The organism is Streptomyces sp. NPDC046465 (genome assembly GCF_040646035.1).
Taxonomy (GTDB): domain Bacteria; phylum Actinomycetota; class Actinomycetes; order Streptomycetales; family Streptomycetaceae; genus Streptomyces.
The window spans coordinates 12,835-29,715 of sequence record NZ_JBEYZK010000022.1 but is presented as its reverse complement, the minus strand read 5'-3'; the positions used below and the strand labels follow the sequence as shown (position 1 = coordinate 29,715).

Here is a 16,881-nt window from a genome sequence, read left to right as displayed (position 1 = left end):
TGCATCATGACAGACGGGTACGCGATCATCGGCATGGCCGCCCGGCTGCCCCGGGCAGCCGGCCCGGCAGAGTTCTGGCAGCTGCTGTGTTCGGGTACCGACGCGGTCACCGATCCGCCCCCGGGCCGGGCGACCGGGCGCCGTGGTGCATTCCTCGACGACATCCGCGGTTTCGACGCGGGCTTCTTCGGCATCTTCCCGGCGGAAGCCGCCGCGATGGACCCGCACCAGCGGCTGATACTGGAGTTGGGCTGGGAGTCGCTGGAGCATGCCCGGCTGAGTGCGGCACGGCTGGCCGGGACGGAGACCGGCGTGTTCGTGTCGGCGCCGGGGGAGCGCACGCCGACGGCCACACCCGATCACCACACCTTCGCCGGACAGCAGCGCGCCATGGTGGCCAACCGCCTGTCCCACTCCCTGGGCCTGCGCGGTCCGAGCCTCACCGTGGACACGGGACAGTCCTCGTCGCTGGTCGCGGTGCACCTGGCCGTGCAGTCGCTGCGCAGCGGTGAGTGCGATCTGGCCATCGCGGGCGGCGCCAGCCTGATGGTGAGTACGGAACCCCTCGATGGTCTGGCCGAGATGGGCGTGCTGTCCCCCGATGGCCGATGTCACGTGTTCGACAGCCGGGCCAACGGTTTCGTGCGCGGCGAAGGAGGCGGCCTCGTCGTGCTGAAGCGGCTGTCCGACGCGCTGGCCGACGGTGACCGGATCGCCGCGGTCATCGCCGGCAGCGCGGTGAACAACGACGGACACACGAACGGGCTGACGGTACCCAGCGCTGCGGCGCAACAGGCCCTGCTCTCACGGGCGTACGACCGTGCCGGGATCGACCCCGGCACGGTCCAGTACGTCGAGCTGCACGGAACCGGGACCGCCGTCGGCGACCCGGTCGAGGCGGCCGGTCTCGGCGCCGCGCTGGGCACCGCCGCGCACCGGACGGCTCCGCTGCTCGTCGGGTCCGTCAAGACGAACATCGGCCACCTGGACGCCGCGGCCGGGATCGCCGGCCTGCTCAAGACCGTACTGAGCCTGCAGAACCAGCAGGTTCCCGCGAGTCTGCACTTCGTGGAGCCCAACCCCGCCATCCCGCTGGCAGACCTCAACCTCCGGGTGAACACGCGGACCCTGCGGTGGCCGGACGGACCGGCTGTGGCAGGCGTCAGTTCGTTCGGCCTCGGTGGCACCAACTGCCACGTGGTGCTCACCGAGGCACCCCCGGCCTCGGTCACGGGTCCGCCCGCGACGTCGCGCCCCGCGGTGGTGCCGTGGGTGCTGTCGGCGAAGACCCGGGACTCCCTGCGCGGGCAGGCCCGGCGGCTGCTCGCCCTGAGCGCCGGAGCCGAGCCGGTGGACATCGGTTTCTCGCTGGCCACCACCCGGACGCAGTTCCCGGTCCGCGCGGTCGTGTTCGGCCGCGACCGCGCCGAACTGGAGTCCGGCCTGCGAGAGTTGACCGACGGTGACGTGCCGGCCGTGGTCGGGGCGGCCACTTCCCCGTTGTCGGCGACGGCGCACGATTTCGTCTCCGGCGGCGAGGCCGACTGGTCCGCCGTCTTCACCGGCAGCGGGGCGCGCCCGGTGGATCTGCCCACCTACGCGTTCGACCGGACCGCCGTCGACACCGGTCGGCCCGCCGACGCGGCACCGCCTGCCTCCGACGACGCGCTGATCGAGGTAGTGCGCGCCGAGATCGCCGCCCAACTGGGCCACCACGACGCCGACGCCGTGCCGTACGAGCACAGTTTCCAGGACCTCGGCTTCAGTTCGCTGCACGCGATCGAACTGGCGGAACGTCTCTCCGCGGCGACGGGCAAGCAGGTCGACGCGACGGCGGTCTTCGACTACCCCACACCGGCCGCGCTGGCCGCGCACCTTGCCTCCCCCGACGCCGACAGCCGCTCGGCGCACGACCTGCCTGCCGACGACCACCCGCGGCCGGCCCCGACCGCACCGGCCGCCGACGACGATCCGGTCGCCATCGTGGGCATCGGCTGCCGTCTTCCCGGCGGCGTCGCCTCGGCGGACGACCTGTGGGAGATCGCGGTCGGGGGCCGCGACGTGATCTCCGGGTTCCCCACCGATCGCGGATGGGATCTGGACGCGCTCTACGACCCCGATCCGGACCACGCGGGCACGACGTACGTCCGCGAGGGCGGGTTCCTCACCGACATAGCGGGGTTCGATGCCGCGTTCTTCGGCATCAGCCCCAGCGAGGCGCTCGCGATGGACCCGCAGCAGCGGCTGATGCTCGAAGTCACCTGGGAGGCACTGGAGAACGCGGGCGTCGACCCGCAGACCCTGGCCGGCAGTGCGACCGGCACGTTTCTGGGCATGTACGGCTGGGACTCCAGCGAATCCGTCGAGGGCTACCGGATCACCGGAGGCCTGTCGGCTGTGGCCTCCGGGCGGGTGGCGTACACCCTGGGTCTGGAGGGACCCGCCGTGACCATCGACACGGCCTGCTCTTCGTCCCTGGTCGCACTGCACCTGGCCTGCCAGTCCCTGCGCTCGCACGAGTCGGACCTCGCCCTGGCCGGCGGCGCGACCGTCATGGCCACCCCACGCGTCTTCCTCGACCTGGCCCGGCAGCGCGGACTGTCACCCGACGCGCGATGCAAATCCTTCGCCGCCACGGCCGACGGCACCGCCTGGGCCGAGGGCGCCGGCATCGTCGTACTGGAACGCCTCTCCGACGCCCGACGCCACGGACACCGAGTGCTGGCACTCGTACGCGGCAGCGCGGTCAACCAGGACGGCGCCTCCAACGGGCTGACCGCGCCCAACGGCCCCGCACAACAGCGCGTCATCCACGCCGCACTCGCCAACGCCCGCCTCACCACCGCGGACGTCGACGTCATCGAAGCCCACGGCACCGGCACCGTCCTCGGAGACCCCATCGAAGCGCACGCGCTCCTGGCCACCTACGGACAGCACCGCCCCGCCAACCGCCCGGCACTCCTGGGATCACTCAAATCCAACATCGGACACGCCCAGGCCGCCGCGGGCATCGCGGGACTCATCAAAATGGTCGCCGCCATGCGCCACGGCACCGTCCCCGCCACCCTGCACGCCCACACCCCCAGCCCGCACATCAACTGGTCCACCGGCGCCGTGCGACTGGCCACAACCCCACAGAACTGGCCCGACACCACACGACCACGCCGCGCCGCGGTGTCCTCCTTCGGCATCTCCGGAACCAACGCACACGTCATCCTCGAACAAGCCCCTCCCCCGCCCCGCCCGTCCCCCGGCGCGCCGCCCTGGCCCGCCGTGCCCTGGGTCCTCTCGGCGAAGAGCGCGGACGCGCTGCGCGGTCAGGCACAGCGGTTGCTCGTTCCTGCCGCCGAGCAGGACGCCGCGAGCGTCGGCCGGTCACTGGCGACCGCGCGGTCGCGGTTCGCGCACCGTGCCGTCATCGTCGGCACGGACTCCGCCGCACTGACCGCCGGGCTGTCGGCGGTGGCCGCGGGCCTGCCCGCCGACAACGTGACCTACGGCCAGGCCGAAGAGAACCGGGGAAAGACCGCGTTCGTCTTCCCCGGGCAGGGCGTCGAGTGGCTGGGGATGGCCGCCGAACTCCTCGAATCCGCCCCGGCGTTCGCCGCGCGGATGGCCGACTGCGCGCGAATCATCGATCCGCTGGTGGACTGGTCGCTGCTGGACACGGTCCGGGAGACCGATGACGGCTCCTGGCTGTCGCGCGTCGACATCGTGCATCCCACCCTGTTCGCGGTACTGGTGTCGCTGGCCGCGCAGTGGCGTGCGCTCGGGGTGCGGCCCGACGCCGTCGTGGGCACGTCGCAGGGAGAGATCGCGGCCGCCCACGTCGCCGGTGCGCTCTCGCTCGACGACGCGTGCCGGCTCATCGTGGTCCGTTCGAAGCTGATGGCCGAGCGGCTCTCCGGTGCGATCGTCTCGGTCGCCGCGCCGGCGGGCGTCGTGGCGCAGCGGCTGCTTCCCGGCCTGACGATAGCGGGCGTCAGCGGTCCCAACGGGACGACCGTGGCCGGGTCGCAGGACACGCTGGCCGAGTTCGTCACCGCCCTGCGCGGGACCGGTCTGCGGGCCCGTACCGTGGCGCCGCGCGCCTCGCACTCCCCCTTCGTCGAACCGCTGGAGGAACCGTTCGCCGAGCTGGCCTCGTTCGTCCGCCCTTCGGGGGCCTCGGTGCCGATCTACTCGACGGTCACCGGTGCGGCCATCGCGGGCGAGGAGCTGACGCCCGCGTACTGGTACCGGAACTGCCGCCGGCCGGTGGCCTTCCACCGGTCCGTCGAGGCCCTGCTCGCCGACGGGTTCACGCACTTCGTGGAGTGCGCCCCGCACACGGCTCTGGGTATCCACATCGAACAGGCCGCGGAGCAGGAGGGTCGCACGGTCACCGTGACCGGCTCGCTGCGCCGCGGCGAGGGCGGTCCTGCCCGGTTGCTCACCTCCGCCGCGCAGCGGTACGTGCGCGGCGGTGAGGTGGCCTGGGACTCGGCGTTCGGCGCTGCCCCCCTGGTGCCGCTGCCCACGTACGCGTTCGACCGCAAGCGGTTCTGGCTGGAGCCGAAGCCGCGCACGGACGTGACCGGACTGGGCCTGAGCGTCGCGCACCACCCGTTGGTCGGCGCCGTGGCCGAGCTGCCGGAGACGGGCACCACGCTGCTGACCGGACGGTTGTCGCTCGCCACGCACGGCTGGCTTGCTGATCACACGGCCGCGGGCGTGACGCTGCTGCCGGCCACGGCGTTCGTCGAACTGGCCCTGCGCGCGGGCGCCGAGACCGGCCGCGCGCTCCTGCGGGAGCTGGTGATCCAGACCCCGCTCGTACTGCCGGAGCAGGGCGGCGTGGACGTCCGGGTGGTTCTGGACGACGGCGAGGTCACGATCCATTCCCGCACCGACGGCGAGTGGGTGACGCACGCGCGCGGCGAACTGGCCGCCGAGGAACCGGCCGAGCCGCCGTACCTCGACGCGTGGCCGCCCACCGAGGCGACCGCGGTGGACCTGGACGGTGTCTATCCGCGGCTGGCCGAGCACGGCTACGGATATGGACCGGCGTTCCGTGGTCTGCGCGCGATGTGGCGCAGGGGCGACGAGGTGTTCGCCGAGGTCGTGCTGCCCGATGCGACCGACCCGGCCGGGTTCGGCCTGCACCCGGCGCTGCTCGACGCGGCGTTGCACGCGGCACTTCCCACCATCGCCGGGCGCGGCGTGGCGCTGCCGTTCTCCTGGGCGGGCGTCCGGCTGTTCGCGGCCGAAGCCGCCGGAGCCACTGCCCTGCGGGTCGTGATCACCCCCGGTGGGCGGGACGAGATATCCCTGGTGGCCTACGACGAGTCGGGCCGGCCGGTGTGCACGGCCGGGTCGATCGTGCTGCGCCACCTGTCGGCCGGGCAGCAGGCGGCGATCTCCCGGGCCGGCCGGTCCGCCGCCCACCGCCTGCTGGAACTGACCTGGCTCCCGCTGGCCCGGCAGGGCGGGGCCCCGGTGTCTGCCGGGGACTGGGAGGGCCTGGACCCGACGGCGCCGATCCCGGACGTCGTGGTGATCGACGGCGTTTCCGGGGCGGGCGCCGGGCCGGAGGAGGCAGGGCCGGAGGAGGCAGGGCCGGACACGGTCGCCCGGACCCACGCCGCCACCCACCGGATGCTCAAGGCACTCCAGGACTGGCTCGCCGACGACCGGACGGCCGACCGCGTCCTGCTGGTCGTCGCCCGTGGCGCGGTGGGCCCGGCCGGCGCGGGAGCGCCCGATCCGGCCGCCGCCGCGGTGTGGGGTCTGGTGCGCGCGGCACAGGTCGAAGCACCCGGCCGGTTCGTGCTGGTGGACACGGATGCGGACCTCGACGTCGCCGCCGTCGTGGCGAGCGGCGAACCCCAGGTGCTGATGCGCTCCGGTGTGCCGCACGCGGCCCGACTGGCGCCGGTACCGGCCTCGGCCCCGGCCTCGGACGACTTCGATCCGACCGGCCCGGCCCTGATCACCGGCGGTACCGGTGGACTCGGCTCGGCCCTGGCCCGCCACCTGGTGACGCGGCACGGTGTGCGGCAGCTGGTACTCGTGTCCCGGCGGGGCCCGGACGCGCCCGGCGCCGGAGAACTGGTCGCGGAGCTGGCCGAACTCGGGGCGAGCGCCCGGGTGGTGTCGTGCGATGTCACCGACTCCGCCGCGCTCGCCGCCCTCGTTACGCCGGAAGTGACCACGGTGATCCACGCGGCCGGTCTGCTCGACGACGGCGTACTCGACTCGCTGACCCCGGACCGCATGGACACCGTGCTGTCCCCCAAGGCCGATGCCGCGTGGTACCTGCACGAGGCCACCGAACGGACCGGTGCCGCCCTCGTCCTGTTCTCCTCGGTGCTCGGTGTGTGCGGCGGTGCGGGGCAGGCCAACTACGCGGCGGCCAACGCCTTCCTCGACGCGCTCGCGGCCCTGCGGCACGAGCGCGGGCTGCCCACGCTGTCCATCGGCTGGGGGCTGTGGGACCACACCACGGGCATGGCCGGGCAGTTGCGCGACGCGGACATCGTCCGGCTCAGGCGGCGCGGCCTGGTGGAACTGCCGGTCGACGCCGGGCTTGCCCTGTTCGACTCCGCCCTCGTGGGCCCACGGCCGCACGTGGTGGCGATGCCGGTCGACCGCGCGGCGCTCCTTGCCTCGGCGGAGCTCGGCGAACTGCCCGCGGTGCTGCGGGGCCTGGTGCCGTCCCGGCCGCAGGCCGCGCCCGCCGCCCCGCCCGCGCACACGGACCTGCTCGCGCTGACGCGCACCGAGACCGCCGTCGTGCTGGGGCGTGACGGCGAGGAGATCGACCCCGACCGCAACTTCCGGGACCTCGGCTTCGACTCGCTGCTCTCCGTCGAACTGCGCAACCGGCTCAGGACGGCCACCGCGATGTCCCTGCCCGCGGCCGTGGTCTTCGACTACCCCACGCCTGCCGCGCTGGCCGACTACCTGCGCGACCGGGCCTCCGGGCACACGGAGCGCCCGCGGGAGAGGCCCGCGGCGGTGGACGACACCGACCCGATCGTCGTGGTGGGCATGGGCTGTCGGTTCCCCGGAGGCATCGAATCGCCCGCGGACCTGTGGGAGACCGTGGTCAGCGGCCGGGAGGTGATCGGTGATGTCCCGGCCGACCGCGGCTGGCGGACGGGCGATCCGTCCCTGCGGCAGGGCGGCTTCCTCGCCGACGCGGGTGCTTTCGACGCCGCGTTCTTCGGCATCAACGCGTACGAGGCGGCCGCGATGGACCCGCAGCAGCGGTTGCTGCTCGAAGTGTGCTGGGAAGCGGTGGAGCGGGCCGGCATCGCCCCGGAGTCACTGGCCGGCAGCCGGACCGGCGTGTTCGCCGGAATCATGGCTCAGGAGTACGGCTCGGGCGTCGATGACGCCGCGGCCGGGGTGGAAGGCTACCGGCTGGTCGGCAGTCAGGGCAGTGTCGCCTCCGGTCGCGTCGCGTACGCGCTCGGCCTTGAGGGGCCTGCCGTCACCGTGGACACGGCCTGCTCGTCGTCGCTGGTCGCGGTGCACCTGGCGGCGCGGGCACTGCGGGCCGACGACTGCGACTTGGCCCTGGTCGGTGCGGCCACGGTGATGGCCACGCCGAGGGTCTTCGCGGAGTTCGCCAAGCAGGGCGGTCTCTCGGCCGACGGGCGGTGCAAGTCGTTCGGTGCCGCGGCGGACGGGACCGGCTGGAGCGAGGGTGCGGGCGTCCTGGTCCTGGAGCGGCTGTCCCTGGCCCGGGAGCGCGGGCACCGGGTGCTCGCGGTGGTACGGGGCAGCGCGGTGAACCAGGACGGCGCCTCCAACGGGCTGACCGCGCCGAACGGCCCGTCCCAGCAGCGCGTGATCCGGGCGGCCCTGGCCGGCGCCGGCCTGGCAGGCGCGGACGTCGACGTCCTTGAGGCGCACGGGACCGGCACGGTGCTGGGCGATCCCATCGAAGCGGAGGCGATCCTTGCGACCTACGGCCGGGACAGGCCCACCGACCGGCCGTTGCTGCTCGGATCGGTCAAGTCGAACCTCGGCCACACCCAGGCCGCGGCGGGCATGGCCGGCGTGATCAAGATGGTCGGCGCGCTCGACCGGGGCGTCGTCGCCCCGACGCTGCACGCCGACCCGCCGACGGCCGCGGTGGACTGGTCGGACGGGACCGTCGCCCTGGCGACGGAGCCGGTCGACTGGCCGCGGACCGGACGGCCCCGCCGGGCGGCGGTGTCGGCGTTCGGCATCTCCGGGACCAACGCCCACGTGATCCTCGAGCAGGCTCCCGGGCAGCCGGAAGAGGCTGCCACGGACCGGAACTGGCCGGTGCAGACCTGGGCGTTGTCCGCGCGCACCCCATCGGCGCTGCGCGGCCAGGCCGCCCGGTTGCTGGAGTACGCGCGGGCGGACGAGCACCTCGACCCGGCGGCCGTGGCCTCGGCGCTGGTGGCGACACGGTCGCGGTTCCCGCACCGGGCGGTCGTCACCGGCGCGGACCGCGCCGAGCTGCTCGACCGGCTGGCCACGGTCGCCGACGCCGAGCCGGGCGCTCCGGCGACCGGACCCGTCGTGTTCCTGTTCCCCGGGCACGGTAGCCAGTACGCGGCCATGGGTGCGGCGCTGTACGCCGAGTTCCCGGTGTTCGCCGCCGCACTGGACGAGGTGCTCGCGGAGCTCGACGCCCACCTGGACCGGCCGCTGGCGGACCTGCTGTTCGCCGAGAAGGGCACGCGGGACGCGACCGCCCTGCTGGACAGGACCGAGTTCACCCAGCCCGCCCTGTTCGCCGTCGAAGTCGCCCTGTTCCGGCTCGTCACGTCCTTCGGGCTGCGACCGGACTACCTGCTCGGCCATTCCTTCGGTGAACTGGCGGCGGCGCACGTGGCCGGAGTCCTGTCGCTGCCCGACGCCGCCCGGCTGATCACCGCGCGGGGCCGCGCCATGAGCGCCCTGCCGCCCGGCCTCATGGTGCAGATCCGGGCCGGTGCCGACGCGGTCGAGGGCGTCCTCGAGCCCGGCGTGTCGATCGCCGCCCTGAACACGCCGGACGCCACGGTCGTCTCCGGGGAGCCGGACGCGGTCGAGCGGGTCGCCGGACGCGCTCGTGCCCGCGGGTGGCGAGTGATCAAGCTGCGCAACCGGCACGCCTTCCACTCCGCCGGACTTGACGGTCTGCTCGACGAGTTCGCCGCCGTGGCCCGGGACGTCACCTACCACCCGCCGACGATCCCGATCATGTCCAACGTCACCGGCGAACCGGCCACCGACAGCGAGCTGGGTTCGGCCGCCTACTGGCTGCGGCACGCCAGGCGGACCGTACAGTTCCTGCCCTGTGTGAGGGCCCTGGAGCGGCACGGCGCGCGGACCTTCGTCGAGATCGGGCCGGGGCGGGCGCTGACCGCACTGGTGGCGCAGAGCTTGTCCGGCAAGGTGACCGCGCTGCCGCTGCTGCGCGGCGACCGGCCCGAGTTGGCCGCCCTGCTTCCCGCACTCGGCGAGCTGTTCAGGCAGGGACTGCCCGTGGATCTGCGGGCGGTGTTCGGTGACCCGTCCGGCCCCTTCACGGAGCTGCCCACCTACGCGTTCGACCGGCAGCACTTCTGGCTGCGGCCCGAACCGCCCGCTGCCGGGGCGGGTCTGGGGTTCGTCGCGACCGACCACCCCGTCCTTGCGGCCCGGCTGGAGCTGCCGGACAGCGGCACGGTGATTCTGTCCGGCACGGTCTCCCGGAAGTCGCCCGGCTGGCTCGCCGACCACGCGGTGGGGGGCTCGGTGCTCGCACCCGGCACCTTCTTCGCCGAACTGGCGCTGCGCGCCGGCGCCGAGGTCCGGGCGGACCTGGTGCGCGAACTGGTGATACAGGCTCCGTTGGTGCTGTCCGAGCAGGGCCGGGCGTCCGTCCAGGTGGTCGTCCAGCCGACCGGTGAGGTCGTGGTGTCCGCCCGTACCGACGAACCGGCGGCGCCCTGGGTGGTGCACGCCAGAGCATCGGTGACCACGGCGGAGCAAGGGGCCCTGCCGCACCAGGGTGTCTGGCCACCTGCCCGCGCGGTGCCGATCGACCTGAACGGTGCGTACGACCGGCTGGCGCACCAGGGACTCGACTACGGTCCGGCCTTCCGAGGGCTGCGGGCGATGTGGCGCGACGGCGACGACTTGCTCGCCGAGGTCTCGGCGGGCCTCGACGCGGCGGGCTACGGCCTGCACCCGGCCCTGCTGGACGCGGCGCTGCAGGCGTGGCTCGTGGGCACCGGCCGTAGCGGTACGGACGTCCCCTTCGCCTGGCAGAACATCGTGCTGCACCGGGCCGGGGCGGAGAGCCTGCGGGTCCGGCTCTCCCCCGCGGGTCCGGACGGCATGTCGGTCGCGGCGTACGACGGGGCCGGCCGGCCGGTGCTCACCGCCGCATCGGTGCGGCTGCGGCCGATGTCCGCGTCGGCCGGCCGCCTGCACGAACTGGCCTGGTCCCCGCTGCCCGCCGCGGCCGCTCCCCCCGCCGGATCCCACGACGACGTCGCGGTGCTCGACGGGTTCTCCGGCGCCGGTGGGGACCCGGTGGCGGCGGTGCACGCGGCGACGCGGACGGTGCTCGGCGCGCTGACCGCATCGCCGGAACAGCGCCTGGTGATCGTGACCCGTGGCGCGGTCGGGCTGCCGGGTGAGGACGTGCCCGACCTGGCCGGCGCGGCCGTGTGGGGCCTGGTCCGCTCCGCGCAGGCCGAACAGCCCGGCCGCTTCGTACTGGTGGACACCGACGGCGAACCGGACCTCACCGCGGTCCTGGCGACGGGGCGGTCACAACTGGTGATCCGGTCGGGGGTGGCACACGAGGCCCACCTGGCCCCGCTGGCGGAACCCGCGGCGGAAACGGCCCCGTTCGGGCCCCGGAGCACGGTGCTGATCACCGGCGGCACCGGCGGTCTCGGTGCGCTGTTCGCCAGGCATCTGGTGCGTGCGCACGGGGTGAGACGGCTGGTGCTGGCGAGCAGGCGCGGGGCTGCCGCACCCCAAGCTCCCGCGCTACGGGCGGAGTTGGCCGGGCTCGGCGCGAGTGTCGAGATCGTGGCCTGCGATGTGGCCGACCCGGCCGCGGTGGCCGAGCTAGTGACCCGCGGGCTGACCGCGGTGGTGCACGCGGCCGGTGTGCTCGACGACGGGGTACTGGAGTCGCTGACACCGCGGCGGCTGGACGCCGTGCTGGCGGCGAAGGCGGGCGCCGCGTGGCATCTGCACGAGGCGACGCGCGATCTCGACCTCACCGCGTTCGTGCTGTTCTCCTCGGTGGCCGGCACGCTCGGTTCCGCGGGACAGGCCAACTACGCCGCGGCGAACGCCTTCCTGGACGGCCTTGCCGCGCATCGCAGGGCCGGCGGCCTGCCCGCGGTCTCCCTCGCCTGGGGGCTGTGGGCGGGGCAGCCCGGGATGACGGAGCACCTGCGCGAGGCGGATCTGGCGCGGCTGCGCGACCGGGGGCTCGCGGCGATCCCCGAGTCCGAAGGCCTGGCGATGTTCGACGCCGCCCTGACCGCTCCGCGGGCGCAGGTGGCCGCGGTGACACTGGGCGCGCCCGCCCGGCCGGTCCGCCAGGACGACGCGCGGGTGCTGCGGCGCGAGCTCGCTGGTCTCGACCCGGATGATCAGCGCCAACGGGTACTTGACCTGGTGAGCCACAAGCTGGTGGCGCTGCTCGGCCACGCCGAAGGGCGGCCGCTCGACGCGCACCGCAGCTTCCGTGAGCTGGGGGTCGACTCGCTCGCCGCGATCGAACTGCGCAACGCCCTCGCACCGCTGACCGATGTGCCGCTGCCCGCCACCGCGGTGTTCGACTACCCGACTCCCGCGGCGCTCACCGACCACATCCACCAAACCCTCGTCCCGCCGGTGCCCGATGTGCGGCCGGTGCAGAAGGAGTCGATCGACACGATGGACGTCGACAGGCTGATCGCGGTCGCGCTGGGCGAGGACGGCCCCCGATGACCGACCGGATACGAACGGTCCCGATCCCGGTGCCACGGTCCCCCGGCACGGCCCGCGGGGCAGACCCCGTGCCACCCCGGTGGTGCGGCCAACTGATGGCCGTGCTGTGGCAGGGCCTCGTCGAGATGGGCTGCGTGTGGATGTCGGTACCGATACCGCTCGGCGACCACCCGCATGACGACGGACGGAGTGACGCGCCATGAGCAAGGACACCGAAGCCAGGCTGGTGAAGGCGCTGCGCGAGTCGCTCAAGGAGATCGAGCGGCTGCGCCGGAACGGGCACGGCGGCGACGATCCGATCGCGATCGTGGGCATCGGCTGCCGGTTCCCCGGCGGCGTCGCCTCGGCGGCCGACCTGTGGAACGTGGTGGCCGAGAGCCGTGACGTCGTGCTGGGCTTCCCGGCCGACCGGGGCTGGGACCTCGATGGTCTCTACGATCCCGATCCGGACACTCCCGGCACGACGTACGTACGGGACGGCGGATTCCTGGAGGGCGCCGCGGACTTCGACGCGGGATTCTTCGGCATCAGTCCCGGCGAAGCGCTCGCGATGGATCCCCAGCAGCGGCTGGCGCTCGAAGTCGCCTGGGAGGCCCTGGAGAACGCGGGCATCGACCCGCAGTCCCTGGCCGGCAGCGCGACCGGGGTGTACGTGGGCCACATGGCACAGGAGTACGGGAGCGGCATCGAGGAAGCCGGTACGGAGGGCTACCGCTCGACGGGCACGGCAGCCAGTCTGGCCTCCGGCCGGGTGGCGTACACGCTGGGTCTCGAGGGCCCCGCGGTGACCGTTGACACGGCGTGTTCGTCGTCGTTGGTGGCCTTGCATCTGGCGTGCCGGTCGTTGCGCTCGGGCGAGTCTGACCTGGTCCTGGCCGGGGGCGCGACCGTGATGGCGACCCCCCGTACCTTCGTCGACTTCGCCCGGCAGCGCGGTCTGTCACCGGACGGCCGGTGCAAGTCCTTTGCCGCCGCGGCGGACGGCACCGCCTGGGCGGAGGGCGCGGGCGTCGTCGTGCTGGAGCGCCTCTCGGACGCACGGCGCCACGGACACAGGGTGCTGGCGCTGGTGCGGGGCAGCGCGGTGAACCAGGACGGCGCCTCCAACGGCCTGACGGCGCCCAACGGACCGTCCCAGCAGCGGGTCATCCGGGCCGCACTGGCCGATGCCGGACTCAGCACCACCGATGTCGACGTGGTGGAGGCCCACGGCACCGGGACGGTTCTGGGGGATCCGATCGAGGCACACGCGGTGCTTGCCACCTACGGACAGCACCGGCCGGTGGACCGGCCGGTGCTGCTGGGGTCGCTGAAGTCCAACATGGGGCACGCCCAGGCCGCCGCGGGCGTCGCCGGGCTGATCAAGATGGTCGTCGCGATGGACCGGGCCGCCGTGCCCGCCACCTTGCACGTCGATGCGCCGAGCCCGCACGTCGACTGGTCCTCCGGCGCCGTACGGCTGGCCACCAGCGCCGAGGACTGGCCGGAGACCGGGCGCCCGCGCCGGGCCGCGGTGTCGTCGTTCGGGATCTCAGGAACCAACGCACACGTCGTCCTCGAACAGGCACCGCCGGTGTCCGGCCCGCCACGGCGCCCCGTGCCCGCGGTGCCGTGGGTGCTCTCGGCGAAGACCCCGGACGCGCTGGCGGCAGGGGCCGCCCGGCTGCTCGCGTACCTGGAGGGGGTGGGCGCGGACCTCGACCCGGTGGACGTGGGGTCCGCCCTGCTCACCCGGGCGAGGTTCGCCCACCGCGGCGTCGTGCTCGGCACGGACCGGGACGACCTGCTGACAAAACTGCGGACCTTCGCCGGCGCGCCCGAGCCGGGCACCGTGATCGGACGAGGCGCCTTGCGCGACCTGGCCGAGCGGTTCGTGGCCGGCGGCGCGGTCGACTGGTCGGACGTGTTCGCCGGGTCGGGCGCGCGATGGGCCGACCTGCCCACGTATCCCTTTGCCCGGCAGCGCTTCTGGCCGGCCCCGGACACCGCGGACACCGCGGCCACCGCGGCCACCGCGGCCACCGCCGCCGAACAGCCGGGCGACATCATCACCGCAGTGCGCACCGCTGTCGGTGACGTGCTCGGCGAGTACGGCACGATCGGCCCCGACGACGACATCGTCGCCTGGGGACTGACGTCGCTGGCCGCCGTGGAACTGCGGGGCCGGTTGCAGACGCTGACCGATGTGCCGATCAGTACGGCCGACCTCTTCGACAACCCGACGATCCGCTCCCTGGCCAAGGTCCTGGGCGAGCGCTGCCGGTCCGGGAGGCCGTGATGACCACCACCGATCCCGTGGCCTCCCTCCGCTTCGGCCCCTGGGTGTCGCCCACGACGGTGAACCGGACGTCGGCCCGTGAGGTGTTCGTCACCGATCATGCGCGGGTCGGCGAGGAGGAGTTCGCGATCGCCGCGCGGGTGGCGCACGACCACCCCCTCTGGTCCGACCGGCGGGGGCACGGGCACGATCCGGCGGTCGTGGTCGAGGCGTTCAGGCAGGCGTTCGTCGTGGTGCGGCACGAGTACCTCGGCGTCCCCCGAGGCACGCCGACGGCCGTGCAGCAATTGACGCTGGACGTGCACGACCTGTCCGCGTTCCGTACCGAAGGCACCACGCCGCTGCAGGGCGTCATCAAGGTGCGTGTCGTGCGCACCGGCGAAACGCTCGACATCGCGGGTGACTTCTTCATCGGCCCGGCACGGGCGATGACGCTCTCGTTCAAGGGCATCCTGTTCTCCCGCGACTCCTACCGCGGGATCCGGGAGTACCAGCGTTCGCGGCGAGCCGTGGGCACGGGCGGCGGGCCCGCGGGCCGTCCGATCGAGCCCGAGCTGGTCGGGCGGCGCGATCGACGCAACGTGGTGATCGGGCCCGCCGCGCGGCGCAACCGATTCCCCTTGGTGGTGGATCGTTCCCACGCATCGTTCTTCGACCGGGACTACGACCACGTTCCCGGATCGCTGCTCATCGAAGCCATGCGCCAGTCGGCGCTGCGCGGCGCGGCGGAGGCCGGCCTGTGCACGGGCGACGCGTCGCTGATCCGGGCCGAACTCGACTTCGGCATCTTCGTGGAGACCGACACGCCTGCCACCTGCGGGGTCTCGGTGGCCGGGCGACCGGGGGCGGTGACCGCCACGGTCGGCATCGATCAGGCCGACGTCCGCGCCGCCAGCGGCGTCCTGGAACTGACCGAGGGCGCCTCGTGATCATCCCTACCTCTCGGAGGCCAGCTTCATGAAGATCGGTATCGGAATGCCCACGCGCGACCCGGACACCCTGCTCACCTGGGCCGAGCGCGCCGACGCAGGGCCCTTCAGCACCCTGGGCCTGCTCGACCGGCTCGTCTACGACAATCCCGAGCCCCTGGTCGCCCTCGCCTTCCTCGCGGGGTCCACCTCCCGCATCCGCGTGCAGACCGAGGTGCTGCTCGCCCCGCTGCGCGAGACCGCCCTGCTGGCCAAGCAAGTCGCCACCGTGGACCGGATGACCGGTGGTCGCCTGGTCCTCGGCCTGGGCGTCGGCGGCCGGGAGGACGACCACCGGGCCGCGAACGTCGACCAGAGCACCCGCGGCCGTCGCCTGGACGGGCAGCTGGCGGTGCTGCGCCGCCTGTGGTCCGGTGAGCCGTACGGCGACGGCGCCGGTCCGATCGGTCCCGCGCCCACCCGGCCCCGCGGCCCGGAGGTGCTCTTCGGCGGCTACGCGCCCGCCGCGCTCGAACGGGTCGCGCGGTGGGGCGACGGCTTTCTGTCCGGTACGGCGCCGTCCAAGGCCGGCGGCCTCTTCGACACCGTCCGCAGGTTCTGGAAGGAGTACGACCGGGACGGCGAACCCCGGTTCGTCGCTCAGCTCAACGTCGCGCTCGGCCCGCGAGAGGTGATCGACGACGCCCGGGCCGCCATGCACTCCTACTACACCTTCACCGGCATCGCGGACCGGATCGTCGCCGGAATGCTCTCTACGCCCCGCGAGATCCGCGAGGCGATCGCCGGCTTCGCCGACCTCGGGGCCGACGAGGTCATGCTCTACTGCCACGGCATCGACCCGGACCAGGTGGACCGCCTCGGCGAGGTGTCGACCTGATGGCCCGCCGGTCCAGGGCGAGGCCCACGGTCGTGCCTGCGGTCGACGCGGTGCGTGACGTCGCGCAACGCGTGCTGCCCCTGGAGGGCGCGAGCAACTTCCGGGACCTGGGCGGCTATCGCACGAACGACGGCGGCCGTACCCGGTGGGGCGTGGTCTTCCGCGCGGACGCGCCCGACCGGCTGACCACCGCGGACCTTGCCGCGATCGACCGGCTCGGCCTCCGGGTCGCCTTCGATCTGCGCACCGAAAGCGAACGGACGAAGGCCCCCTCCGTGCTGCCTCTTTCCGTCCGGCGAAAGACGCCTGCCATCGGCGGCGGGGCCTCGCGCCCGACCCCGCTCGGCGACGTGCTCGGCACCGGCCGGGTCGATTCCCTCCCGGACGACTTTCTGCACCACGTCTACCTGGACATGGTCGAACACCACGCGTCGGCCGTGGGGCAGGTCCTGACCGGACTCACCGCACACGACGGTGTCCCCGCGGTGATCCACTGTTCCGCGGGCAAGGACCGCACCGGTCTGGTGGCCGCGCTGTTGCTGTCGGTGCTCGGTGTGGACGACGCGACGGTGCTGGACGACTACACGCTGAGCAGGCTCTGCTTCAGCGAATCCCGGATGTCCCGGCTGCGGCCCCACCTTGCCGAGCTCGGCCTGGACCAGGAGCGCTACCTCGCGGTGTTCGGCGCTCCCCGGCACGCCATGGCGAGCACCCTGGACGTGCTGCGCGAGCGCTGGGGCACGGTGGAGGACTACCTGGTCGGGCGCGCGGGGGTGACGTCAGGGACGATCGCGGAGCTGCGGGCTCGGCTGGTGGTGCAGGCCGCACGGGCGTAGGGGCGCGAG

General features: G+C 73.7%; 4 protein-coding genes and 1 pseudogene. All 5 read left to right on the top strand.

The features are described from left to right. The first annotated feature begins 6 nt into the window (after positions 1-6). The 5 genes and pseudogenes from ABZ953_RS30070 to ABZ953_RS30050 all read left to right on the top strand — a co-directional run bounded on the left by ABZ953_RS30070 (position 7) and on the right by ABZ953_RS30050 (position 16,872). Positions 7-11,952: an SDR family NAD(P)-dependent oxidoreductase gene (locus ABZ953_RS30070; protein WP_361730241.1), complete on the top strand. Its 11,946-nt coding sequence runs from the start codon at positions 7-9 to the stop codon at positions 11,950-11,952. Between the two features lie 199 nt (positions 11,953-12,151). Continuing rightward, a pseudogene (locus tag ABZ953_RS30065) lies at positions 12,152-14,137 on the top strand (beta-ketoacyl synthase N-terminal-like domain-containing protein); the annotation flags it as partial. A 92-nt stretch (positions 14,138-14,229) separates the two neighbouring features. Next, positions 14,230-15,159 (top strand): AfsA-related hotdog domain-containing protein, encoded by a 930-nt coding sequence (locus ABZ953_RS30060; protein WP_361730238.1) that lies wholly within the window; start codon positions 14,230-14,232, stop codon positions 15,157-15,159. A gap of 28 nt (positions 15,160-15,187) precedes the next feature. Further along, positions 15,188-16,036, top strand: a complete 849-nt coding sequence (locus ABZ953_RS30055) for an LLM class flavin-dependent oxidoreductase (RefSeq protein ID WP_361730235.1) — start codon at positions 15,188-15,190, stop codon at positions 16,034-16,036. Next, on the top strand, positions 16,036-16,872 hold the full coding sequence (locus ABZ953_RS30050) for a tyrosine-protein phosphatase (RefSeq protein ID WP_361730232.1): 837 nt from the start codon (positions 16,036-16,038) through the stop codon (positions 16,870-16,872). The genes ABZ953_RS30055 and ABZ953_RS30050 overlap by 1 nt, the downstream gene beginning before the upstream one ends. Positions 16,873-16,881: the final 9 nt, after the last annotated feature.